This is a genomic window from Nocardiopsis quinghaiensis, assembly GCF_008638365.1.
In the GTDB taxonomy this organism is placed as follows: domain Bacteria; phylum Actinomycetota; class Actinomycetes; order Streptosporangiales; family Streptosporangiaceae; genus Nocardiopsis; species Nocardiopsis quinghaiensis.
Window position 1 is genome coordinate 22,258 of sequence record NZ_VWVU01000024.1, and the last position, 21,675, is coordinate 43,932.

Consider the following 21,675-nt stretch of genomic DNA (forward strand, 5'->3'; position numbering starts at 1 on the left):
GTTCAGAAAGAAGTAGTCCACTATGCGTAATCGAAATAAGGAATCATGCAATGTGTTACGGTTCACGTAGAACCAGGAGGTGCAGTATGACCGCACGCCCGAGCCCGACCGCTCGTCAGCGACGCCTGATGGCGGAACTGACCCGGCTCCGCAGCAGCTCAGGGCTCTCCCGTGCCGAAGTCGCCGATCACGTCGGCATCACCGACAGCACCTTGTGGAGATACGAGACGGGGATGACCAGGCCGAAGCCTGGGGACGTGGCCATTCTGCTCGATGTGTACGGCGTGCATGGGGCAGAACGCGAGGAACTCATCGAGATGGCCAAGCACGCCCGCAAGCGCGGGTGGTGGCACCGCCATCGGCAGGCCCTCAAACCCGGGTTCGACAGCTACATCGGCCTGGAGGCAGCGGCCTCCGTGGTCCGCACGTTCCAGACCATCGTGGTGCCAGGCATCCTCCAGACCGAGTCCTACGCCCGCGCGGTGACCGAACAGACCGCCATCACGTCCACCCCCGACCTGGTGGACGAGAAGATCCTGGTGCGCATGTCTCGCCAAGAACTACTCACCCGTCCGGATGCCCCTCTGCAAGTGGTCGCTGTGCTGGATGAAGCAGTGCTGCGTCGCCAGGTCGGCGGTCCCGAGACCATGCGGGCACAACTCCGGCACCTCGTAGAACTCACCGAGCGAGCACACGTGACCATCCGAGTTCTACCGTTCTCACACGGGGCCCATGCCGGGATGGACGGCCCGTTCTATCTCCTGGAGTTCCCGGAACAGGCCGACCCCGACGTGGTCTACCTCGAACAGGCCGGTAGTGGACTCGTTCCGGAGAACCCTGAAGAAGTCCGCCGCTATACGCTGATGTTCGGGAGCCTGCTGGGCAAAGCGCTCAAACCCGATGAGTCGGTCCTCTTCGTACGTGGGCTCCTGGACGAGGATCAGTAGGCCCCTGCAAAGAAGAGGAGACACGGAAATGACCGCGCCGCACCCCCGCACCTGGCACAAGAGCAGCTACAGCACCAACGGTGGCGAGTGCGTTGAGGTCGCTGAGGGGCAGAGCGTGTTGGTTCGCGACACCCAGAACCGGGAACTCGGGCGCCTCGCCTTCGGTACCCCTGAGTGGACCGGCCTCCTCAACACCCTCAAGGCGCGTCAGCCGTAGCAGTACCGAGCGCCCAGACCCACGACGAAGCTTGTCAGTTCGGGCCTCAACCGCTCCAGCAATCATCCCCGCGTGCGCGGGGAGCACTCCCCACGGGAGAGCGTCGCCTTTCTGGAGAAGGGACCATCCCCGCGTGCGCGGGGAGCACCTGGCCATCGCCCCATCAACGTCGGTGAAGTTGGGACCATCCCCGCGTGCGCGGGGAGCACCTGAGGGACCTGGAGGTCGCGTCCGAGCACGGGGGACCATCCCCGCGTGCGCGGGGAGCACTGATGATCTCGCGGACCTGCTTGTGCAGGGCGGGGACCATCCCCGCGTGCGCGGGGAGCACAACCTGACAGGGTCCCGAGAGCCCTCCCCAGCGGGACCATCCCCGCGTGCGCGGGGAGCACGTGGCTTCGATGCCCTTCCAGGTCGTGAACGCGGGACCATCCCCGCGTGCGCGGGGAGCACGCCGAGGCGGCGGGGGAACTCACCCGCCACCCGGGACCATCCCCGCGTGCGCGGGGAGCACATCACCTTGGAGGCGAGGTTGCGGGCGAAGATGGGACCATCCCCGCGTGCGCGGGGAGCACAACCTGACAGGGTCCCGAGAGCCCTCCCCAGCGGGACCATCCCCGCGTGCGCGGGGAGCACTCCCGCCGTGACCAGCGGAAACCCCTCCTTGTGGGACCATCCCCGCGTGCGCGGGGAGCACGCCGCCGAGCTGCCCGCCGAGGAGACGGTCACGGGACCATCCCCGCGTGCGCGGGGAGCACCCGGAAGAAATTTCGGTGGGATGCCAATAGCCGGGACCATCCCCGCGTGCGCGGGGAGCACCAGCTCGGGGCCGCCGCGATGGTGCCCGTGGCGGGACCATCCCCGCGTGCGCGGGGAGCACCGAAGTTCCAGCAGGAACTCATCACTGGTGACGGGACCATCCCCGCGTGCGCGAGGAGCACGGTGCGGGCGGCGCGCACGGGTACACGTTGCGGGGACCATCCCCGCGTGCGCGGGGAGCACCCTGGGGCAGGGTGTCGACGGCCAGGTCCCACGGGACCATCCCCGCGTGCGCGGGGAGCACTGGGGCCCCTCCTCGGGCGGGGTCTACCGCAAGGGACCATCCCCGCGTGCGCGGGGAGCACGGCCAGGGTCGTATCGGAGACCTCGGTGCCGTGGGACCATCCCCGCGTGCGCGGGGAGCACAGGCCCAGTACTGGGAGGAGTGCATCAGGGCGGGGACCATCCCCGCGTGCGCGGGGAGCACACGAGTTCGACCCTGCGGCCGGTGCCGTGGGAGGGACCATCCCCGCGTGCGCGGGGAGCACAACAAGGACCCCGCCGCCCAAACCGTCCTACGGGGACCATCCCCGCGTGCGCGGGGAGCACTCTCCGATGGTGAGTTCGTGGAACCCACCCACGGGACCATCCCCGCGTGCGCGGGGAGCACCTGCACACGCTGTTGGAGATCGACCAGCACCAGGGACCATCCCCGCGTGCGCGGGGAGCACGTCTTCTGCTGGAAGATGAAGACGAACGACGTGGGACCATCCCCGCGTGCGCGGGGAGCACTGATGACCTCTGCGCCGTCGGCGTCCTGGTGAGGGACCATCCCCGCGTGCGCGGGGAGCACATGGCCGGGAATCCCGAAAACGTCGATTTCTGGGGACCATCCCCGCGTGCGCGGGGAGCACAGTCAACGACCTGCGAACTTACCAATGGCAAGCGGCCGTTTTTCCAACTTCTTCAAAGACGGACACGCGCACCACAGGCCACATAAATCCCAAACAACTCATCGCCCACCAAAGCGCCGTCTCTTCGAGGCCTTGCTCCACCCTTTCTTCGGCGGGCGCCTGTCCTCCTCCACCACCTTCTTGGGGCGGTGCATCAGGGTAAGCCCCTCGTGGTCCACCGGCTCCCAGTGGTGTTCGAAGGTCTCGAAGGTGAACCCCTGCTCGGAATCGGTGCTGTACGCCAGCAACGCCCTCCCGTTCCCCGCGTACTCCTTCACCTCCGCCCACAGCACTTCCCGGATCCGACGCGACGGGTTGCCTATGAACACCCCGGCCGAGATCTCCATGAGCCACCGGGTCAGGAACCCGCGCAGCCCGGCCGGGCAGTTCGTGAGCACGACGACCGTCACCAGACCACCTCGTCGGTGTAGCTGTAACCCGATTCCAGCAGCTCGCCACGGTCGCCCACCAGACCGACCGTGTCGGCGAGGTCCTCGTTCCCCTCCTGGTCCTCACCGAGCAGCAGGGCCTTGACGTCGCGCACGCACCGGTCCAGCAGACCGTCCTGGTTGATCCGGTCCCTCAGCAGCCTGCGCGTCACCCCGTCCACGTCGTCGTCCCCCTGCGCCGCCGCGTCGAAGGCCACGGGGATGCCGATCTCCACCTTGTACAGGTCCGCCACGTCCATCACGAAACCGCGCTCGTGCCCCGAGTGGACGAACCCCAGCCCCGGGCTGCACCCGAGGGCGGCGGTCACGGCGTGCGCGACCCCGTAGAAACATTGGGCGGCCGACGTGACCGCCTTGTTCGGAGGGTCCGAGACGTCGTGGTCACCGGGCGTGTACCTACGCCCGTGCCACGGCACACCGGTCCGCTCGGACTGCTCCCGGTAGCACGCCTTGACCCGGTCCCCCTCCTTTCCCAGAAGCCCCTGGCGACCGAACGCCTCCACCTCCAGGTCCGGGAAACGCATCCTGTACATCGCCCGCGCCACGTCCAGCCGCCGCTGCCGGTTGGCCCACGCCTTCGCCTGCGCCTCCACGATGTGGGAGGACCGCGTCAACGCCCTCCCCGCCGCGTAGTAACGCACCCCGTGCTCCCCCACCCACACGACCGTCGCCCCGCACTCGCCGAGCAGGCTCATGGCCGAGTGGGTGACGTTCGTCCCGGGCCCCAGCAGCAGCGTGCCGATGGTCGCGGACGGCAGGTAGCGCGTCCCGTCACCGTCCTCGGCGGTGATGGCGTTGGAGTCGCGGTGCACGATGCACCGCTCCAGGTACAAGAACGACAAGCGGTCGCCCACCCTCGTCAGCTCGCGCGGACCCGATGTCCTACGCCTGCCCACGGTTCCCATGCCTCAGCCCACCGGCGCCAGGGTCATCAACCCGCACCCGTACGCCTTGGCCCGTCCCAGGCCCGCGCACAGCGTGCGGCGCAACGCGTCGGGATCGGTCACGGTAAGCCGCCCGTCGAAGGTCGCGGTGACCACGGGAACCCGCATCCGCTTCCCGCGCCTGTCCGGGCGCGGGTCGGGCTTGTCGAAGCCGCGCGCGCCGCGGTCGTGCACGAGTAGTTCGTGTTCGTCCTCACCCGGGAGCAACTGCTGGTCGGCTGACCTGCGCACGATCTCGAAACCGCACGCCTCCTGCCGCTTCAGCAGCCATCCCGCCTGGTGGCGGGGGGTCACGTGCGCGGTGACCTTGGTGGGTTCCCCGTCCTTGCGCCGGATGCTGTGCACGGGATTGGCGGTGAGCCGGAACGCCCACGACTGCCCGGCCTCCAACCCGTCCAGGAACCCGGTGTAGTCGTGGGTCCGCCATGTGCCCTCGGGGTTGGTCGGCCACCCGGCCTGCTCCACCACGTGGGTCAGGTCGGGCCGGGCGGGGCTCACCACGTAGAGGAACACCTCCGCCGCGGCGTTGCGGTCCACCCGCCACAGCACCCGGGGCGCACCGGGGTCGCCCGGCAGCAGATCGGGGAAGGACCCCATGACGGCGGCGTGCATGGCCTGCGGCGAGGACAGCAGTCTCCTCGCGCCAGGACGATGGGTGTTGAACCGGAATCGGGTCAGGTGCATCAGTTTCCTCCCAGCACGGCCGTGGGGTCGTGGTCGGGCAGCGCGTTCCTGCGAGCCGTCGGGTTGGGGACGCGAACCGAGTCGGGCAGTACCGTACGCAGGGCGTACCGGCGGTGCAGCGGGTCGAAGCTGAGCGGCAGATCGCGCAGTGAGTCGGCCCGGGTCTCCCCCGGCGCGGCGTCGACCAGGGTGCTCAACTCGACCTCCTCCCGGGCGCGCCACCGCCACTGCCGCTGGTACCACCGGGCGGCCTGCCAGGGCTGCTCCCGCAGGACGTCCTCGACCCGGCCGTCCACCGGCTCGCCCAGGTCGACCGGCCGGGCTGGAGGGCAGGACCGCCTGCCGAGATAGGGCAGGTAGACGGGGCTACGGACCGCCCGGTACAGCTCGGCGACCAGGCATTCCTCCCCCTCCACCGCCGCCACGAACACGGCGTCGGACAGGTAGAAGCGCTCCGACACCGGCATGGACGTGCCGGTGACCAGGTGTTTGGCGGTCTGGTAGTCACGCACGCGGGTTCCCGGCTGGTCCACGCGCACGCCGAAGCGCAGCGCCGCCAGGTCGGACAGGTCGGCGGTCCGGTCGCGTCCCTGGGCGGCGGCCAGCAGCCCGAGCACCCCGCTCTTGGTGGGGGCGTGCTCGGTGCCGCGCCGGGCGAACCGGGAGGCCGACCCCCACGACTGGAGGGGACCCGCCAGGACGAGGGCCAGCACGCTCATGCGTCGCTCTCCACGCGCTGCGCCACTGCCTCGCCGACTCCTCCGACCAGTTCGTCCAGACTCCGCGCCTGGGTACCGAGCTCCGCCAGCGGCTTGGTCCGCTCACCGATCCGCAGTACCCACCCACGGGTGCCCTCGGCGCCGTAGGCCCGCTCGATTTCCTCGGCGTGCTCGGCGAGCTGCCTGCACGCCCCTGCGACGAACCCGCGCTCCTCCCCGGTCTCGACCGGAGCCTCGAAGGCCCCCACGAAACTGATCGGGCGCGCGTCGCGCAGCTTGACGATGACCGCGTCGGGCAGGGTGTGGTTGCCGAAGGTGTTGATCTTGCCGGTGGGCAGTGACGCCACGAACCCGCGCACGAACGCCTCCACCGCGCGGCGCAACGGCTCACTGACGGGCTCGTCCTCGCGCAGCCCCTCCCCCAGGTTCTTCCCGAGCAGGTCCACGTCCACGGCCGCGTACCGGTACAGCGTCGCGGAGTTGAACTCCACCGTGCCGATCATGCCCGCGCCAGTGTCCTCCTCGGGGTTCTGGTCGTCCACGGCCGTGTAGTAGTCCGACTCGTTCTCCACCGCGTGGACACTGATGGCGTGTGCGACCTGCGCGGCGGCGTCCACGTTGATGTCGGCGCCGTCGGCGACCATTCGGCCGAACAGGGCGATGTCCACCGAGTGGCGGGTGTCGGCGATCGACTTGGCCTTCGCCTTGTTGTCCTTGTCCTTGAGGAAGGCCTTGATGTCCTCACGGCCCTCCACGGCGAGCTCGGCGAGTCCGTCACGTTGGCGGGCGCTGAGGAACATCAGGTAGGCCGACTCGGGGGCGGGCTCCTTCTCGCCCTTCTGTTTTGCAGCATCAGCCTTCCGCTTCGGAACCTCCAGCTTCTTTCCGAGAATCGAATGGAAGACCTCGGCGGCCAGGGTCAGCGCCTCGGCCTCATCGACGTCCGGGGCGATCTCGCTGATGCGGGAGGCGACCAGCTCCGCCACACGCTTGGTCCGGGTGCCCAGCTCCTGCGAGTCGACCAGGGCGTCGAAGGCGAGCCGGGTGGCTCGCTTCCACGCCTGGCTGGAGACCCGGGAGCGGCGGACCCCGCCGTAGACGGCCGTCTTGGGGGCGCCGGTGTCGTCGCGGTTGAGGTTGCTGGGCGGCACGGTCTGCAGCACGTGCACGTCGAGAATGGTGCGGCTCATGGTGTGTCCTCGTCCTGTCGGTGCCCGCCAACGGGCACATGGGGGCAGAAAGCTGGTGGGGGGGGTGTTGGAAAGGCGGCGCAGTCAGTCCTCGACGCCGGTCTCGGTCTCCGGCCCGTCGGCGGCATCGTTGGCCTCGGCTGCCCCCTGGGGGCGGTGAGCCTGGAATCCGCGGCCCCACAGCCGGCGGACCCGGGCCGCCCCGGCAGGCGTGCGGGCCTCGTAGAGCTGGTCGGCGAGAAGCCCGTAGTCGAGCGGAATGTCCTGGGCGCGCAGAAGCTTGACGATCCCCCGGAGCCGGTCCAGACGGGTGGCGGGGTCGGTGGCGCTTCCGACCTGCACGAACCTCCTGCGCAGCGGTTCGTCGATATCCCCGGAGGGCATGAGTCGGCGGACGGCTCCGCCGAGATCGCGTCCGCGTTTGTGCATGCCCCGGTCCCGTTTGGACTGCTGATGCAGGGCGTAGAGGGTGAGGGCCCCGTGCACCGCCGCCTCCGCTGCCCCGGTCCGGGGGTCGTCGTCGATGCCGAACCTCTCGTAGAAGCGGTGGTCCAGTGTCAGTCCCACCAGCTCCGGGACCGCATCGATCGGTTTGCCCGCGCCCCGGCGCAGTCTGGCCAGGGTGGCGACGGCCTCGGAGAGGTCCTTCAGGTAGCCGCCCTGGAGCTGGCGGACGCGTTCGTCGACCAACTCCCCGATGTCCCTGAGTTTGGGCACGAACTCGGCAGGGCTCGTGGTGGTCACTGTTCTTCCTCCGGGGAGTCGTCGGGGATGGTCAGGGGAAGCACCTTGCGCAGGCCGGCGCGGAAACGCAGATCGGCCCGGGAAGCGGTGAGCCAGACCGAGCCCTTCTTGGTGGCGATGACCCGACCGGTCCAGGCCGCTTCTCCAACTGTGTCCATGAGTTCGGCGCCAAGCTGGAAAACAGTCTGGTGTGCCTGAAGTTGCCAGTGGCGGCGCTGTTCCAGAGGGGGTTCGGCGGTGTTGAGGCCGCGCAGCCACTTGCGGAAGGGCTCATCCAGTTCCGCGAACCCCCGGTCGCGGGCGTTCGCGCGCGGGCCCTCCCCGTCGGCGCCCGACGCTTCGGCGAGGGCGGTGGCCAGGTCGCCCAGGACGGTGACCGCCTCCTCCGCGTCGGTGACCGCGTCGACCGCTGTCCGAGCGAGGGCGCCGTCCCGGTCGTGGAGCAGGACGACGGGCATGGCCACGGCGTCGTCCACGATCTCGTCGATGACGGACTGCTGGGTGCCGTAGACGGCGCCGACGATACGGGCGCGGACCAGGAAGTCCTTGGACAGAAGGTTCTCGAAGGCGAGGAGCGCGATCCAGTCCAGGATGCGCGGACGCACGATCTTCGCCGCCTCCTGGCGCTGTTCCGCGCCGCGGGCGTACCCCGTGACCAACGCGCCGAGTCCGCGCCAGGCGCTGCGGGCGGGGTCGTGCTCGCGCGGAAGGTAGACCGGGGCCTCCCGAAGCTTCTTCTCCTGGGCGGGGCTGCGGCGCCACGCGGTCATGGGCTCGCGCTGGTGCTTGTTGCGTGCGGTGAGCGGGTCGCCGTAGGCGAGCAGGACACCGTGGACGCCTTCGCCGTCGTGGTGCAGGCGGATCCGGCGACTCTGCCAGGTGTAGAGGTCGCGCAGCCCGTGCGGTCGGGTCTCGGCCTCCGCGCCCGCCAGGGGTTCGGCGGTGTTCTGGGGACGGCGCCAGGCTGGTGCGTCCTTTGCCGCATCCGTGCGCAGGTTGAGGCTCTGCTCCCCGGAGGCGACGAGGTTGAGCAGGAGGGTCTGCTGGAGGTCGTCGCCCTCCACGTACACCCCGCCGAGGTTTCCGACCCAGCCCACCCCCTGCGGGTAGACCTTGCCGCCCTTGAGTCTGGGGTCGCCGACCGCGCCCGACTTGATGCCCGAGGTGTCGTAGGCGTGGGCGTGCAGAAGCCAGCGTGCGGCCTCGGCGAAGGTCAGCCGCTCGGCACCGTGCGCTCGCATGGTGAAGAAGCGCGCGTTGTTGGGCACGTCCGCCACGATCGGGTCAGGCGGGGAGTGCTCGCCCTTGCCGGTGCGCAGGTCCGCGACCTGGAGGAACGGCGTGGCGGGGTGCAGCAGGTCGAAGCGGTCACGGTGTTCGCTGAGATAGGCGCGCACCCGGTCCGCCGGGATGCCGTCCTCCCACAGTTCCTCCCACTCGTCGACGTCTCCAGGGCCTTCGACCGCGTCGTGCAGGATCGCCAGGAGGAGGCGCAGGAGCGCGAAGTCCTGGGTGGGCACGTCACCGACGAGGCGTCGGATGTCCGGGGCCTGTTCGAAGACCTCGGCCAGGGAGAGCGCGGCCTCTCCCCCGTCGAGGCGCTGGACCGGGATCCAGGAGCGTGAGATCAGGTCGAAGGAGGTGGGCGGGGGCACGGTGGCGTCAGTCGGCACGGTGGACCTCTAGTCCGTCGGATTCTGTGTAGTGGAGCGTGTGCCCGGCCAGCTCGGCGCGGTTGCCCTCATCCAGGAACAGGACGAGCTCCCCGGCGATCCAGTGGGCGTCCTTGGTCTGCCAGGCGAGCACGATCTCGGCTTCGAGCTCGGTGATGGCCTGCTCGATCACCGCGCCGGAGACGGTCAGCTGGTAGGGCAGGCGTAGGCCGGAGGCGGCCAGGGCGCGGATGGCACGGGGAGAAGGCACCGCGTCGATGGGCAGGGGCAGACCGCCGCGGCCCTCGGTCAGCCAGGGGACGGTGGTGGCCGTGCCGTCGGCGTGACGCCGCGCCACCAGAACCTCCAGGCTCTCGCCGGTGTCGCGGACCTGGGCCTTTCCGCCCTGGGTGTCGTCGGCGTCGCCGACCCCGGCGTCGACCCAGCCGATGAGGCCCCTGCCGTCCCGGCCCGCCGGGTTGAGGAGGAAGGTCTGTGCCTTCTCACCCTTGCGCGCGTGCTGCTGCTCGTGCGCCTTCAGGGCCTCGGCCATCCGCTCCTGCCAGGTGGACGGGGCTGCTTCGGCGCCGCCGTAGGCGTCCTGGACCAGAGGGCTGATGTCGTCGGGCAGACGCATGGTAGGGCTGGCGTCGGGACCGGCGTCGGTGTCGGTGTCGGCTTCCAGGCGGGAGCGCAGTACGGCAAGGGAACGCAGGAGGGCGTACTCGCCGTAGACCGTCCGCGAACCCCGTACTGGCCGGGGCGGTGTCTCGGCCCAGTCGACTCCGGTGATCAGGCAGCGGGCGCGGCGAAGGCGTGGGGGCCGATCGCTCTGCTCCTCCCCGCGCGGATGGCGGTGCATGCGGCCCATGCGCTGGAGTACCAGGTCGACCGGGGCGAGGTCGGTGACCAGCAGGTCGAAGTCGACGTCCAGGGACTGCTCCACGACCTGGCTGGCGACCACGATGTGCCTGGTGGGACGATCTCCACCGAGCTCGGCGACCCTGGCGGGCGAGCCGTACTCCCGCAGGAGCTGCTCGTCCCTGGAGGCCCGGTCCAGGTCGAGGAAGCGTGAGTGCGCGACGGTCACCGCGCCGTCTCCGAAGCGGTCACGCAGGTGAGCAGCGGCCTCGTGGACACGGGCGACCGTGTTGCGCACGACCAGGGCGCAGCCGCCTTCGGCCAGTTCCCCTCCGAGGCGATCGGCGAGTACGTCGAGGTCGTCGTCCAGGGGTTCCACGGTGACGTCGGTCGATCGGCCGGATGCGGCGGGGGCGTGGACGCGGGATGCACGGCCGCGCTCGGCGGTGGTGACCAGCGGGTACTCGCGGGCGCTCTCCACCGCGTGGTTGTCCGTGTCTCCGGTTGTGTCGGTGTAGGCGTCGACCAGCTCACGCCTGCGACGGGCGGGCAGGGTCGCGGAGAGAACGATGACCGGCACTCCGTACTGGCCGAGCCAGGAGAGGGCGCGGTCGAGGTAGGCGTTCATATAGGTGTCGTAGGCGTGGGCCTCGTCGATGACGACGACCTTGCCCGCCATGGCGAGGTGGCGGAGGGCCAGGTGGCGGCTCTTGAGACCCATGAACAGGAGTTGGTCGACGGTGCCGACCGAGAAGGAGGACAGCATGCCCTTCTTGCGGCCCCGGAGCCAGTGGTGGGCGACCAGTTCGCTGGGAGCCTGCCTGTTGGCGGGGGCGTCGTCGCTGTCCCGGTCGGTGTCGGTGGCCAGGCGGTGGCCGCCGCCCATGAGCTTGGTGAAGTCCCTGTTGAGGTGGGCCTTGGAATGGGCGAGGAAGACTGAGGTGGCTTCCTCGGGCATCCCGGGGAGGCGTTCGAGCCAGTTCAGGTAGCGCTGGAACATGGCGTTGCTTGTGGCCATGGTGGGGAGGGCGACGAAGCAGCCGCCCGCTCCGGAGCAGGCGGCGAAGATCTCCGCCGCGGTCAGGGCGGCTTCGGTCTTGCCCTCGCCCATCGGGGCCTCGATGATCATCAGACCCGGACCCGTCATCTCCCGCGCTGCCTCGACGGCCTGTTCCTGGACGGGACGGGGTGTCGCTCCGGCCGGGAGGTCGAAACGGGCCTTGAAGAGCCCGGTGGTGGTGCCTTCCGGTTTTTCGGCCTTCCACTGTTGTGGCAGGTCCAGGAGGTGCCAGGCGTGTTCGGTGCGCTCGGGGTCAGTGCCGCGTTCGCCGGGGAAGTAGGGGAACAGCTCGGGGTTGCTGGCGATCCAGTCGGCGGTGATGACCAGGGCGGTGAGGAGTACTTGCGCGGTCTGCGGGAGTTTGAGGGCTGTCCAGTCCCCGAGCCGGTCGGACGCCCCTGTTTCCTGCGCCGCCGCGTCCAGGAGCTCCCGCTGTGCCGTAGCCCAGACCTGTTCGTGCCCGGGGGTGCGGAGTAGTTCCGGACGTCGGGCCAGGTCGGCGATGGCACCAATGCTCGGAGGGGTGCCGTGGTGGCCTCCGACGATGACGGTGAGCTGGTGGGTGGAACGTTCCTTCCAGCCGTGGCGCTGCACCAGCCAGTCGCGGAGGATCAGCTGTCCGGCCAGGCCGTGGGGCGCGCGTTGGCGGTCGGCCATCTGTTTCTGGAGGGGCATCTCCAGGCCTTCGTGGCGCATGCGCTCGGCGAGTTGTTCGACCTGACAGGCGAAGGCAGGGGTGGCTTTGCCGATGTCGTGAGTGGCGGCCAGCCAGATGGCGAGGGTTCGGGCTTCGTCTTCGCCCTCGGGGAGTACGTGGCTGATCTGGTCACGTACCTGGGAGGGGAGCCACTCGTCCCACAGCTTGCTCGCGACGGCGGCGCTGTCGGCCATGTGACGCCACAGGGGCAACCAGCCGTCGGAGTCGAAGTCGTGCTTGGCCCATATTTGGCGAGCAGCCGTGGAGAGGCGGTCTTTCCAGGGCTGGGGGCGACCCTCGTCTGTCATGGCCGACATTGAACAGGAGCTCAGCGACCTTCCGCAGCCAAACGCCCATATCCGCTCTGACCGCATCCGGCCATGAGGAACCCGCCCGCACGTGCAAACCACGTGCTCTGTGCGCCGGACACATCCCCGCATGCGCGGGGAACACTCGCTCGTGCCCTCCTACAAGACCTTGAAGAAGGGACCATCCCCGCGTGCGCGGGGAGCACATTCCAAGGTTCACTATAAGGTTCGTCACTCAGGGACCATCCCCGCGTGCGCGGGGAGCACACCCCGGAGCGCACCGTCGCCTGGCCCACGATGGGACCATCCCCGCGTGCGCGGGGAGCACCTCGGAGTCGCTTGGTAGTGAAGACCGCGTCAGGGACCATCCCCGCGTGCGCGGGGAGCACCTGTTGCCCGTGCTCGGTGAAGCGGCCGAGGGGGGACCATCCCCGCGTGCGCGGGGAGCACCCCGTCGCGAGACTGCTGGCGTCGCTGGCGTGGGGACCATCCCCGCGTGCGCGGGGAGCACGTCGCGGGTCTGGACGACGACGGCCGCCAGCTGGGACCATCCCCGCATGCGCGGGGAGCACTGCACCTCCAGGTCGGCGGGGTCGATGATGCCGGGACCATCCCCGCATGCGCGGGGAGCACTCCATGAGGTACAGCCGCAACTCGCGCACCGCGGGACCATCCCCGCATGCGCGGGGAGCACGCGGGGACGGCGGGCTACTCCTCGCGCATCTTGGGACCATCCCCGCATGCGCGGGGAGCACCCTCGTGTTCGCGGACGAGGCGGCCCTAGGTGGGGACCATCCCCGCATGCGCGGGGAGCACCCGCCCAGCCCTCCCAGCAGCGCGCGCCACTCGGGACCATCCCCGCATGCGCGGGGAGCACATGGGGTTCACGTCGATCGGCTCGCTGCTGTCGGGACCATCCCCGCATGCGCGGGGAGCACGCCGCGCCGAACGTGGCGTTCCTCGAAGACCTGGGACCATCCCCGCATGCGCGGGGAGCACAGGCCTGGACCTGGCCAACGACCGCGACGTCAGGGACCATCCCCGCATGCGCGGGGAGCACTCGACGGGGCCGATGTAGAACTCCACGACCTCGGGACCATCCCCGCATGCGCGGGGAGCACACCACACCCACGCCGCCCCCGGCCCCGGACCCGGGACCATCCCCGCATGCGCGGGGAGCACAGTGTGTCCTCGCCGTAGCTTTCGCGGGCGCCGGGACCATCCCCGCATGCGCGGGGAGCACTGGCTCTCCGGGCTTCATGTTCTCAGGGGTTTGGGACCATCCCCGCATGCGCGGGGAGCACTACACCCAAGCTCTTGCCGCCGCCGACAGGCAGGGACCATCCCCGCATGCGCGGGGAGCACCCTTCCGGCCTGGAAGCCGGGGGTGTGCTCCTGGGACCATCCCCGCATGCGCGGGGAGCACAGTCCACGACCTGCGAACTTACCAGCGGCAAGCAGCCAATTTTCCAACTTCTCGAAATTCAGACATAAGCCCCAAAAACCCAAAAATAACTCAATTGCCAATCCGGAGCTAGCGCTACCTGTCCGTCTTGACGCTCTCAAGGAAGACATGCCACTCAATACTGGGGAAAGCAAGGGCCCCGCTTCCCGATGCTTGGTGTCCCGCATCGCCGCTCCTTCGTTCAAGTCAGCAACCTCGACACAGTTGGACGAGGTTCCGCTGTAGCTTGACTTGAACCACTTAGCGGGGCGCGGCTTCATTGCTACTCCTTCTCCAAGGCTCTGGCAACACCATCCAGGAAGGTGAGCGTCTGCGCGGGCCGCCAGGCGTCCGCAAGCAGGCGTTCGAACACACCGGAGTAGCGCTCCAGCGATTCCTGATCATCCCAAAAAAGACTCGTGGTATCGGTGACGGTCACGAGTACCGTCAACTCATCCAGCGTGAGCAGGATGAAGTTTCCGATCTCCAAGGCCGCGTGGGCTCCTGCCTCGAAAGGCAGCACCTGAAGGGTTACGTTCGGCTGCTCCGCAGTCTGAATGAGATGCCGGACTTGTTCTGCCATCAGACTAGAGCCACCCACAGTGGTGCGGATCGCGGCCTCGCTGACGATTCACCCGGCGTCATGCGCACCCAGCTCACCCGCCTTCGCGACCTGGCCACCGGCGACCGCGTCACGGTCCACCTGCTTCCCCAGGGCACGGCGCCCCACCCCGGCCTGCGCGGCGTGTTCTGGACGCTGGCCTTCTCCCCGCGCCACAGCCTCGCCTACACCCCGCATCCGCGCGGTCCGGGCCACCTGGTCACCGACGCCACGCACATCAAGGGCTACACCGACCTGTTCGCCACCCTCCAGGGCGTGGCCCTGTCGGCCGCCGACTCCCTGCGGCTGCTGGACCGGGTCATCGAACGCTTCCCCGACGAGCCCAGGCGGCGCGCCCTCACCACGGGCCTCCCCCACGGGGTCAGCGACGCGTATGACACCGCCGCCGCCAAGGGCTGATCACGGGTTCCTCCCCCACGTGTCACCGGCCGGACACGTCAAGGCCCTGGCAGGCGTTAGTCCGCCTCCAGGGCACGGCCAGCACACAAAACCCAACAGAAAAAGGAGATACCGGCATGGTCATTGTGCCGCAGACCTCTGTCGCCACCGCTCACCCGGAGCGGCGCTGGGAGCCGCGCCTCTACCCCGAAACCCTGGCCACCACCAGCCGCGTGCGCTCGGACCTGCGCACCGACCTGGCCCGGCTCACCGGGCTCGGTGACGACCTGGTCGAGACCGTGGTGCTGTGCGCCAGCGAGATGTTCGCCAACGCCGTCGAGCACTCGCGGTCGGGAGAGGCCGACGGCAGGGTCATCCGCACCCTGGCCGTGCACACCGCGCCGGACGCCGGGGCCGTGCTGCGTCTGTCGGTCATAGACGACGGCGCCAAGGACACCAGTCCCCTGGTCCCCCGCCAGCGCACGGCCGAGGAGTGGCGAAGGCCGAACCCGGCCGTTGACGGTTCCGATCACGCCGATCACGCCGATCACGCGGAAGGTCCCGGGAGCGCCCCCGTCGAACGCGCCCCCGGGACCACCGGTCACTCCGTGACCGTTTCCCCGCTCCCCCGCCCTACTTGGCGAGGAAGGCCAGCAGTGCCTCGGTGACCTCCTCGGCGTGGGTCCACAGCAGGCCGTGCGGGGCGCCCTCGATCTCGACGTAGTCCGCCGACGGCAGCAGGGCCGAGAACGCGCGGCCGGTGGCGTCGATCGGCAGGATGTTGTCCGCGGTGCCGTGCAGGATCAGCGCGGGGACGTCGATCTTGGGGATGTCGGCGCGGAAGTCGGTGAACCAGGTCAGCGGAGCCGCCGCCGCGGCGACCGCGCCCGAGCCCGCCGCGACGTTCCAGCTGTTGCGGACGGCCTCCTCGCTGATGCGGGTGCCCAGGTTCTCGTCCAGGTTGTAGAAGTTCTTGTAGAAGTCGGTGAAGTAGGCGTACCGGTCGGCCTTGACGTCGGCGACGACGCCGTCGAAGAACTCCCGGGGCGCGGCACCGTCCGGGTTGTCCTCGGTCTTGAGCAGGAACGGCTCCAGGGAGGCCAGGAAGGCGGCCTTGGCGACGCGGGCGGAACCGTAGGTGCCCAGGTAGCGGCCGACCTCGCCGGTGCCCATGGAGAAGCCGACCAGGACGACGTCGGTGAGGTCGAGCGTCTCCAGGACCGTGTTGAGGTCGGCGGCGAAGGTGTCGTAGTCGTAGCCGGTGGAGGGCTGGGAGGACTGCCCGAAACCGCGGCGGTCGTAGGTGATGACCCGGTACCCGGTGTCGAGCAGGGCGGCGGCCTGCTTCTCCCAGGAGTGGCCGTCGAGCGGGTAGCCGTGGATGAGGACGACCGGCTGGCCGGTGCCCCGGTCCTCGTAGTACAGCTCGATCGGAGTGCTGTTCTCGGTTCCGACGGTGATGCGCCCCATGATGGACCTCTCCCCCTGGATGAGAACGGTTGTTCTCATCTGAGCCAATGGGCGAGAACGATCGTTCTCGCTTGTTCTGAAGTCTAGAGAACGATCGTTCTCAACGCAAGTACACTGGCGGACATGGACATGAACAAAGAGGAGTACCGCCAACGGATCATCGCCGCGGCCGACCGGCTCTACTACACGCGGGGCTTCTCTTCCGTGGGCATGGACCAGCTGCGGGACGCCGCCGGGGTCTCGCTGCGCCGCCTCTACCAGCTGTTCCCCTCCAAGGGCGACGTCGTCATGGCCGTCCTGCGGGGCCGGCGGCGGATGTGGGTCGAGGGGCTGGACCAGCACGTGAACGCGGCCGGCACTCCCCGGGAGAAGCTGCTGGCGGTCTACGGTTTCCTGTCCGACTGGTTCTGCGAGGAGGACTTCCGGGGGTGCGGGTTCGTCAACGCCTTCGCGGAGCTGGGTGCGGTCAACTCCGACGTCGCCGACATCGCGCGCGAGCACAAGGTGTCCTTCCAGCGCTACCTGGGCGAGCTGGTGGAACGGATCGGCGCGGACTCCTCCCTCGCCGCGCAGCTCGCGCTCCTGGCGGAGGGGGCGCAGACCACCGCCGCGATCACGGGTCAGGCGGAGACGGCCGACCGGGCGCGCGAGGCCGCCGAGGTGCTCATCGACGCGGCCCTGGAGAGGGCAGGCTCCGACTCGCGGGAGAGCGTCTCCCCGGCCCGCGCCACGAGCGACGCGTAGGCCGGGGCCGTCACCGCGTGCGCGGGGAGCACCCCGGCGGCCCTCTGTTCCACCGCGGCCCCGGCCTCCCCGGCTCCGGGAAGCCGTCCCGGGCTGTCCGGGGCGGCCCCGGTCCAACGGAACGGCACTCATCACGGAACCGGGGCCGGGTGGGGCGGTTACTCCCGGCAGGCCCGGCGGACCTCCTGCACCGTGGCGGGGGCGTCGAAACGGAACAGTCCGTCCAGCCCGTTCTCCAGCCGCGCGGCGCGCACGGCCGACTTCACGGCGAAGAACACGCTGGAGGCCAGTACCAGCGGCGGTTCGCCGATCTCCTTGGACGACATCAGGTCGTTGGGGTTGTCGGGCACAGAGGCGGCCTTCTCCCGGGGGAAGAGGTGGGTGTTCATCCGGAGGGGGATGGTCGAGGTCGCCGGGGGCTTGTACCTCCAGGTGTTGGTGCTGTTGAGGCGGCCCCGCTCCTTCCCCGCCGTCTCGCGGGGCAGGTGTTCGGTGAGCAGGTAGCCCAGGCCCTGGACGAAGCCCCCCTCGATCTGGCCGACGTCGAGTGCGGGGTTGATGCTCCAGCCGATGTCGTAGACGATGTCGGACCTGAGGACGGTGACCTCGCCGGTGAGGACGTCCACCTCCACCTCCGAACAGGCGGCGGAGTAGGTGAACCCGCTGAAGGAGTCCACGCCGCCGCCGGGGACGGCGTCGGGGTGGACCTTGACGCCCGGGATGCTGGGCTGCTGTTCCCTGGGCTTGTAGGTCAGTGCGGGCAGGGGTGCCTCACCGCCGGTGATGGGCGCGGTGAAGGCCGTGACCAGGTCCACCCGGTGGGCGTAGGCGAGCTGGACCAGGTTCTGCCAGACGAGTTTTCCGGATTCGGTCCTGGCCGCCCACCCCTGCTCGCCGTGGTTCCAGTAGTCGATGCCCTGCGCCTTGCACCAGTCCGGCCCCTGTTCCCGGAGCATGCGGGTGCCGAAGTCGGCGAGGCGCCGGCGCAGACTTTCGCAGACCTGTTTGACGGCCTCGCCGTTGTAGGCGGTACCGGTGGAGGCCCCAGTGCTGGTGGGGTTGGGGATGACGCTGGTGCGCGGGCCCTCCACCCGGAGCAGGCTCAGCGGGACGTTGAGGATGTGGGAGGCGATCTGCTCGACCTTGGTCACCAGGCCCTGCCCCATCTCCACGCCGCCCTGGTGGATGACGACGCTGCCGTCACCGGCGTGGACGGCCACGTGCGCGGCGGCCTGTTCGAGCATGGTGAGGTTGTAGCCGGATCCGTACTTGACCGGCACCATGGCCACTCCGCGTTTGCGCCAGCGGTTCTCGGAGTTGAACCTCCTGACCCGGGCCAGTGTGTTCTCGTAGTCGCCGACCTCCTCCAGGTAGGCCCAGACCTCCTTCATGTAGCAGTAGGTCAGGGGCTGGCCGAAGGGGGTGACGTCGCCCCGCTCGTAGAGGTTCTTCTCCCGTACCTGTTCGGCGGTCATGCCGAGGACGTGGGCGGCGTCGTCGATGGCGTTCTCGGTGATGATCTTGCCCTGGATGTCACCGAACGCCCGGAAGGCGGTGTTGGGCGCGGTGTTGGTACGGCACACGTCGATCTGGTTCTCGAAGTTGGGAACACGGTAGGCGTTGTCCGCGCGCAGCTGGATGCAGTTGGCCACGATGAAGGAGCAGTCGTAGAACGCTCCCCCGTCGCCCCACATGCGGGTCTGCATCCCGCGGATCAGGCCCCGGTCGGCGGGGTCGGCCCTCCCGTCGTCGACGGCGATCTGGTACTGGCCGTAGTAGGGGTGGCGCTTGCCGATGAGTGCGGTGTCCTGGTCGCGGGGCAGGACCAGGCGGACCGGCCTGCGCAGGGCGTGGGCGGCCACGACGGCGGGGCCGGTGACGAACCGGGCGGCCTCCGTCTTGCCGCCGTAGCCGCCGCCGACCTGGTCCACGTGGACCTGGATGCGGTGGTGCTCCACGCCCAGGGCCATGGCGGCGGTCTGGTGCATCTCCATCGGACTCTGCGTGGAGGGGCGCACCAGCCACCGGTCGCCGTCCAGGGGGTCGACCAGGCAGGCCTGGGTCTCCATGTAGAAGTGGACCTGGCCTCCCGTGCTCTGGGCGCTCTCCACGACCTCGCAGGTGAGGCCGTCGACACTGGCCTGGCGGTGGAGGGGGGTGCGTTCGAGCGGCGGTTTGCCGGAGGTGGTCCAGTCGAAGCGGCTGCCGGGGCGGGTGATCTTCCAGATGTGGGAGACGAAGGCCGCCTCCTCGGGGCAGTCGGGGAAGACGCTGCCGTGGCGGATGGCCTCGTCCAGGGTCAGGATCGGCTCCTTCCAGGGCTCGGACCAGTCCACGGGGGCGTAGGTGACGCAGTGGGCGGTGACGTACTCGGCGATCTCTGCGGCCTCCTGTTCGCTGCGGGCCGCCACGAGGGCGAGGGCCTGGCCGAGGTAGCTCACCTGCTTCTCGGCGAACAGGGGCTGGTCCGCGCCCATGCCCTGCTTGTTGATACCGACCGCGGGCACGTCCTGGTGGGTGACGAGCCCGAGGAAGGCGGAGGGGTAGCGGTCGGCCAGGTGCGCGCTCAACGCCTCGGGACCGGAGGCACGGCTGTCGCCAGGAGTGGTGAGGGTGAACTTGGCCAGCGCCCTGCGGCTGGTCACCAGGACGCAGTGGGCGGTGGCCGGGACGGCATGGACGTCGTGGGTGTAGCGGAGCTGGCCGGAGGCCTGGTACATCGCCAGGCGTTTGGTGTGGGGCTCGGCGACGGGTTGGCGCCAGTCCTGGCTGGACCAGCTCTGGGTACCGTCGCTGACGGGCCTGCTGCCCCAGGGCGCTTCCACGGCGGAGCGCTCCTCGGCGGGCACCTGGTCCGGGTCCCACTTCAGGAGCGCCATGATCAGTGTCTTGTGCAGGAACGCACAGACCAGGTCGGCGAGGTAGGCGTCGGTGATGCCCTCGGAGGGCGCGGCGGCCCGGCGCGGGGCGGAGTCGCGCAGGGCCTGTCCGACCTCCGTGCGCAGCCGGGCGAGCAGGTCGGGCACACGTGCGAAGGTGAGGGGCTCGTCGAGGAGTGCCCTCGCGGTGTCGGCGGCCTTCCACGGGGAGGCCGCGACGCCGCCGAACACCAGGTGGGCGGCGCTGAACGACAGGCCGTCCCCGTCCTCGTCATCCTCCCCGTCCCACTCCCTGGCCAGGCAGGTGGTGGCGTTGACCAGGGAGTGGGAGTTGACCTCGCGCAGCGCTGTCTTGTGGGCCATGACGTGGAACCCGTCGGTCAGCAGGGGCAGCGCGTAGTGGATCAGCACAAGGTCGTCGAGGAGCTCGGGGGCCTTGGTGACCCGGGCTACCAGCTCCCCGGCGCTCACCGTGTACCGCTGTTCGGTGGAGGCGAGCCAGTAGGTGATCTCGGCTTCCACCGCGACCAGGGCCGTGAACAGGTCGGAGGGGAAGAACTCGCCCGTGGTGATGTGGCGCAGCACCATCATGGTGTTGCCGCCCAGGGTCGCGGTGTTGCGCAGGACGGTCCCGGCGGTGCGGCGGGCCATGAGGCGCAGGGCCTCCAGCGCGGCGGTGTCCCCCTGGTCCTGGTGGGAGGTGATCACCGTGTCCAGCGTGGTGATGAGGTCGGTGTAGGTGGTGGCGGCGCCCACCTGGACGTGGTCGTCGTTCTCCCGGGTTCCGTGGAGTTCGGGGATGTGGCGGATGTCGACGAGGTCGCGCGCGGCACGGAACTCCTCCGGATAGACGCCGTAGGAGGTGTTGGCGCAGACCAGGCGGCGGGTGCCGGCCGGGGTGGCGGCCATGACCTGTTTGAGGCCGCTGAGGGTGGTCACGGTGTGCCAGGTGGTGTCACGGGCCTTGACGGTGAACGCGCGCGGGGGTGTCCTGGCGCCCTCGGGGAGGTCGAGGGTGGGGCGTGCGTGGGGGTCGGGCGGGCAGCACACGGGTTCGGGCAGGCACTTCATGCGGTTCTTCTCGTCCTGCTCGCTCCAGTCCTCGGCGAAGGTCTTCATGCCGGTGAGGATGGGCCGGTAGCCGGTGCAGCGGCACAGGTTCCCGTCGAGGGCGTGCTCGATATCGGCCTTGGTGGCTCTGGGGTGGTTGACCAGGAACTCGGTCATGTTCATAACGAAGCCGGGGGTGCAGAAGCCGCACTGGGTGCCGTTGTTGGCGGCCAGGCGGTAGGCGACGGGGTTCATGTGGCACAGGGGCGTCGAGTCCGTGTCGGAGTCGGCGGCGTGCTTCGGGGCGGTGGTGCCGTCGGCGGGTGCGTCGGTGCTCTGGGCGATCTCGGCCGCTGTCTGGGCCGCGTCGGCGACGACGGGCAGCGTGAAATCGGGTGGGGCGGCCCCTCGGGAGTGGAACACCTGGTGGCTGAGGCTCTCGGGGACCGGTCGGCGCGCGGCGCCGGTGCCCTCGATGGTGGTGACCGCCAGGCCGTCCAGGGAGCAGACCGGGCGCAGGCAGGCGTTGGCGGCCCGGTGCTCGGCCGCCTCGTGCTCGGCGTCCCAGTGCGAGAGGACGACGGTGCACGCGCCGCATCCCCCCTGGCCGCAGCTCTTCTTCGTTCCGGTCAGCCCGACGTCGGACGCGCGCAGGTAGTCCACGAGCAGGAGCTCGGGAGAGGGGGCGTCGAGTTCGATCCTGTCGCCGTTGAGATAGAACACCACAGGCTGGGTCATGAGTCTCTCCTTCGTCTTTCCGGGTGTTGGTCACCCGCCGTATGAGTACGCGCACGCATGGCAATGGCACTGGGGCAGCGCCGGCTTCGGCCCGGTCCCGAGGTCGGGGAAACCCGGGAGGAAGGCCGCGCAGACCGCCGAGCGGATGAGCCCGGGCAACGGCGCG

General features: G+C 69.7%; 16 protein-coding genes, 1 pseudogene and 2 CRISPR repeat arrays. Of the genes and pseudogenes, 5 read left to right on the plus strand and 12 right to left on the minus strand.

Features of this window, described 5'->3' with window-relative positions; translation table 11 throughout:
* Positions 1-128: 128 nt before the first annotated feature.
* Positions 129-947, plus strand: coding sequence for a helix-turn-helix domain-containing protein (locus FYX01_RS21485; RefSeq protein WP_150244200.1), 819 nt, complete (start codon positions 129-131; stop codon positions 945-947).
* 28 nt (positions 948-975) lie between these two features.
* The gene (locus FYX01_RS21490; protein ID WP_150244202.1) at positions 976-1,164 is read left to right on the plus strand and encodes a DUF397 domain-containing protein; all 189 of its coding nucleotides are present in this window, start codon (positions 976-978) and stop codon (positions 1,162-1,164) included.
* Between the two features lie 58 nt (positions 1,165-1,222).
* Positions 1,223-2,837: direct repeats of the CRISPR family, unit length 29 nt; unit sequence GGGACCATCCCCGCGTGCGCGGGGAGCAC.
* 98 nt (positions 2,838-2,935) lie between these two features.
* On the opposite strand, the gene cas2e is transcribed toward FYX01_RS21490, so the two are convergent.
* The 10 genes and pseudogenes from cas2e to FYX01_RS21540 all read right to left on the minus strand — a co-directional run bounded on the left by cas2e (position 2,936) and on the right by FYX01_RS21540 (position 14,211).
* Positions 2,936-3,286: a type I-E CRISPR-associated endoribonuclease Cas2e gene (cas2e, locus tag FYX01_RS21495; RefSeq protein ID WP_150244204.1), complete on the minus strand. Its 351-nt coding sequence runs from the start codon at positions 3,284-3,286 to the stop codon at positions 2,936-2,938.
* Positions 3,283-4,230, minus strand: a complete 948-nt coding sequence (gene cas1e / locus FYX01_RS21500; protein WP_150244207.1) for a type I-E CRISPR-associated endonuclease Cas1e — start codon at positions 4,228-4,230, stop codon at positions 3,283-3,285. The genes cas2e and cas1e overlap by 4 nt, the downstream gene beginning before the upstream one ends.
* A 3-nt stretch (positions 4,231-4,233) precedes the next feature.
* Positions 4,234-4,953: a type I-E CRISPR-associated protein Cas6/Cse3/CasE gene (gene cas6e, locus FYX01_RS21505; protein ID WP_150244209.1), complete on the minus strand. Its 720-nt coding sequence runs from the start codon at positions 4,951-4,953 to the stop codon at positions 4,234-4,236.
* Positions 4,953-5,672, minus strand: a complete 720-nt coding sequence (gene cas5e / locus FYX01_RS21510; RefSeq protein WP_150244211.1) for a type I-E CRISPR-associated protein Cas5/CasD — start codon at positions 5,670-5,672, stop codon at positions 4,953-4,955. Before cas5e ends, cas6e begins: the two co-directional genes overlap by 1 nt.
* Positions 5,669-6,862, minus strand: coding sequence for a type I-E CRISPR-associated protein Cas7/Cse4/CasC (gene cas7e, locus FYX01_RS21515; RefSeq protein ID WP_150244213.1), 1,194 nt, complete (start codon positions 6,860-6,862; stop codon positions 5,669-5,671). The genes cas5e and cas7e overlap by 4 nt, the downstream gene beginning before the upstream one ends.
* An 84-nt stretch (positions 6,863-6,946) precedes the next feature.
* Positions 6,947-7,606, minus strand: a complete 660-nt coding sequence (casB, locus tag FYX01_RS21520) for a type I-E CRISPR-associated protein Cse2/CasB (protein ID WP_150244216.1) — start codon at positions 7,604-7,606, stop codon at positions 6,947-6,949.
* A complete protein-coding gene (casA, locus tag FYX01_RS21525) occupies positions 7,603-9,279 on the minus strand; it encodes a type I-E CRISPR-associated protein Cse1/CasA (RefSeq protein ID WP_150244218.1) in 1,677 nt (558 codons plus the stop codon). The genes casB and casA overlap by 4 nt, the downstream gene beginning before the upstream one ends.
* Positions 9,269-12,184: a CRISPR-associated helicase Cas3' gene (gene cas3, locus FYX01_RS21530; protein ID WP_394350495.1), complete on the minus strand. Its 2,916-nt coding sequence runs from the start codon at positions 12,182-12,184 to the stop codon at positions 9,269-9,271. Before cas3 ends, casA begins: the two co-directional genes overlap by 11 nt.
* 116 nt (positions 12,185-12,300) lie before the next feature.
* A CRISPR array of direct repeats spans positions 12,301-13,610; the repeat unit is 29 nt; unit sequence GGGACCATCCCCGCGTGCGCGGGGAGCAC.
* 221 nt (positions 13,611-13,831) lie between these two features.
* Positions 13,832-13,909 (minus strand): annotated as a pseudogene (locus FYX01_RS27305) (DUF397 domain-containing protein); the annotation flags it as partial.
* Positions 13,910-13,911: 2 nt separating this feature from the next.
* On the minus strand, positions 13,912-14,211 hold the full coding sequence (locus FYX01_RS21540) for a Scr1 family TA system antitoxin-like transcriptional regulator (protein WP_150244222.1): 300 nt from the start codon (positions 14,209-14,211) through the stop codon (positions 13,912-13,914).
* A gap of 60 nt (positions 14,212-14,271) precedes the next feature.
* Here FYX01_RS21540 and FYX01_RS26305 point away from each other — a divergent pair, with 60 nt between their 5' ends.
* A complete protein-coding gene (locus FYX01_RS26305) occupies positions 14,272-14,649 on the plus strand; it encodes a Scr1 family TA system antitoxin-like transcriptional regulator (protein ID WP_190394433.1) in 378 nt (125 codons plus the stop codon).
* A 116-nt stretch (positions 14,650-14,765) separates the two neighbouring features.
* On the plus strand, positions 14,766-15,296 hold the full coding sequence (locus FYX01_RS21550; RefSeq protein WP_150244224.1) for an ATP-binding protein: 531 nt from the start codon (positions 14,766-14,768) through the stop codon (positions 15,294-15,296).
* On the opposite strand, the gene FYX01_RS21555 is transcribed toward FYX01_RS21550, so the two are convergent.
* Positions 15,262-16,098, minus strand: coding sequence for an alpha/beta fold hydrolase (locus FYX01_RS21555; RefSeq protein WP_150244352.1), 837 nt, complete (start codon positions 16,096-16,098; stop codon positions 15,262-15,264). The two genes, FYX01_RS21550 and FYX01_RS21555, sit on opposite strands and share 35 nt — an antisense overlap.
* Before the next feature lie 123 nt (positions 16,099-16,221).
* Between FYX01_RS21555 and FYX01_RS21560 the strand changes: the two genes are divergently transcribed.
* Positions 16,222-16,842 (plus strand): TetR/AcrR family transcriptional regulator, encoded by a 621-nt coding sequence (locus FYX01_RS21560; protein WP_223830589.1) that lies wholly within the window; start codon positions 16,222-16,224, stop codon positions 16,840-16,842.
* 158 nt (positions 16,843-17,000) lie between these two features.
* Here FYX01_RS21560 and FYX01_RS21565 read toward each other — a convergent pair whose 3' ends face one another.
* Complete coding sequence (locus FYX01_RS21565) at positions 17,001-21,509, minus strand: molybdopterin cofactor-binding domain-containing protein (RefSeq protein ID WP_150244226.1); 4,509 nt, start codon at positions 21,507-21,509, stop codon at positions 17,001-17,003.
* Positions 21,510-21,675: the final 166 nt, after the last annotated feature.

Coding starts and splice junctions, on each gene's coding strand:
- FYX01_RS26305 (WP_190394433.1), top strand. CDS start 14,272: ATGCGCACCCAGCTCACCCGCCTTCGCGACCTGGCCACCGGCGACCGC.
- FYX01_RS21555 (WP_150244352.1), bottom strand. CDS start 16,098: ATGGGGCGCATCACCGTCGGAACCGAGAACAGCACTCCGATCGAGCTG.
- cas5e (WP_150244211.1), bottom strand. CDS start 5,672: ATGAGCGTGCTGGCCCTCGTCCTGGCGGGTCCCCTCCAGTCGTGGGGG.
- FYX01_RS21540 (WP_150244222.1), bottom strand. CDS start 14,211: ATGGCAGAACAAGTCCGGCATCTCATTCAGACTGCGGAGCAGCCGAAC.
- cas6e (WP_150244209.1), bottom strand. CDS start 4,953: ATGCACCTGACCCGATTCCGGTTCAACACCCATCGTCCTGGCGCGAGG.
- FYX01_RS21550 (WP_150244224.1), top strand. CDS start 14,766: ATGGTCATTGTGCCGCAGACCTCTGTCGCCACCGCTCACCCGGAGCGG.
- cas1e (WP_150244207.1), bottom strand. CDS start 4,230: ATGGGAACCGTGGGCAGGCGTAGGACATCGGGTCCGCGCGAGCTGACG.
- cas7e (WP_150244213.1), bottom strand. CDS start 6,862: ATGAGCCGCACCATTCTCGACGTGCACGTGCTGCAGACCGTGCCGCCC.
- FYX01_RS21565 (WP_150244226.1), bottom strand. CDS start 21,509: ATGACCCAGCCTGTGGTGTTCTATCTCAACGGCGACAGGATCGAACTC.
- FYX01_RS21560 (WP_223830589.1), top strand. CDS start 16,222: ATGGACATGAACAAAGAGGAGTACCGCCAACGGATCATCGCCGCGGCC.
- cas3 (WP_394350495.1), bottom strand. CDS start 12,184: ATGACAGACGAGGGTCGCCCCCAGCCCTGGAAAGACCGCCTCTCCACG.
- FYX01_RS21490 (WP_150244202.1), top strand. CDS start 976: ATGACCGCGCCGCACCCCCGCACCTGGCACAAGAGCAGCTACAGCACC.
- FYX01_RS21485 (WP_150244200.1), top strand. CDS start 129: ATGGCGGAACTGACCCGGCTCCGCAGCAGCTCAGGGCTCTCCCGTGCC.